Genomic DNA, 1,375 nt, shown 5'->3' on the forward strand with positions numbered 1-1,375 from the left:
GATCGTGCCCCGGGAGGTGGTGTAGGTCGCGGCTGAAGGCCGTGCTTTCCGACATAGAGCCGGAGGGATATCAGCGGGCCACAGCGGGCAGACTGATTTGCGGATCATCGCTCATTTGCGCCATGGTCTCAAGTGTCAGGTACCGGGCGCGTTGGACGGCCCATTCGTCATTCTGTTCGAGCAGCAGTGCGCCGACGAGACGGATGATGGCTTCGTCGTTCGGAAAGATGCCGACGACCTCGGTGCGTCGCTTGATTTCGCCGTTGAGACGCTCGATTGGATTCGTCGAATGCAGCTTTGCCCGGTGCTCTTTCGGGAAGGTCATGTAGGCGAGCACATCCTCTTCAGCGTTGTCCATGATGGTGGCGAGCTTTGGAACTTTCGGTCTGATCTGATCGGCGACGCTGCGCCATTGTGCGCTGGCTGCCTCCGAGGTCTCCTGGGCAAAGGCCGTTGCGATGAAGGCCGAGACGACCCGCCGGCCGCTCTTGCCAGCATGCGCCAGAACGTTCCTCATGAAGTGGACCCGGCATCTTTGCCAGGTGGCGCTGAGAACCTTGGTGACAGCCGCCTTGAGGCCTTCATGCGCATCGGAGACGACAAGCTTCACGCCGCGCAATCCTCGGCGGGTCAGCCGGCGCAGGAACTCCGTCCAGATCGGCTCGGCTTCGGACGTGCCGACTTCCATACCAAGTACCTCACGCCGGCCGTCGCTGTTGACGCCGACGGCGATGATGACGGCAACGGAAACGATGCGCCCGCCGCGGCGGACCTTCAGATAGGTGGCATCGATCCAGATGTATGGCCAGTCACCTTCAATCGGCCTGTCGAGGAACGCCTTCACCTTGACGTCGATCTCCTCGCATAGCCGCGATACCTGGCTCTTGGAGATGCCGCTCATGCCCATGGCCTTGACCAGATCATCAACCGAGCGCGTCGAGATGCCTTGAATATAGGCTTCCTGAATGACGGCCGTCAGAGCCTTCTCTGCCATTCGACGCGGCTCTAGAAAGCTTGGGAAGTAGCTGCCCTTGCGCAACTTAGGAATGCGCAGTTCGACGGTTCCGGCCCGCGTCTCCCAGTCCCGATCACGGTAGCCATTGCGCTGAGCGAGACGCATCGGGCTCTTCTCACCGAAACCAGCACCGGTCGCACCGCCAACCTCCAGCTCCATCAACCGCTCGGCCGCAAAGCCAATCATCTCGCGCAATAAATCGGCGTCCGCGCTCTTCTCAACAAGCGAGCGCACGTTCATCATGTCATTGGTCATCGGTGATCTTTCCATCAGGTTGGTCTTGAACAACCCGACCCTAAATGGAAAACACTGATGGCCGCCTAAACCTCAGGACCTACACCACCTCCCGGGGCACGATCC

1 protein-coding gene is annotated in these 1,375 nt (G+C 60.3%); it reads right to left on the minus strand.

Annotation, left to right across the window (positions count from 1 at the left end; genetic code table 11):
- Positions 1 to 70 precede the first annotated feature (70 nt).
- A complete protein-coding gene (locus FHX09_RS29375) occupies positions 71 to 1,270 on the minus strand; it encodes an IS256 family transposase (RefSeq protein WP_184451124.1) in 1,200 nt (399 codons plus the stop codon).
- Between the last annotated feature and the right edge of the window lie 105 nt (positions 1,271 to 1,375).

Source organism: Rhizobium sp. BK538 (genome assembly GCF_014197575.1).
Lineage (GTDB): Bacteria > Pseudomonadota > Alphaproteobacteria > Rhizobiales > Rhizobiaceae > Rhizobium.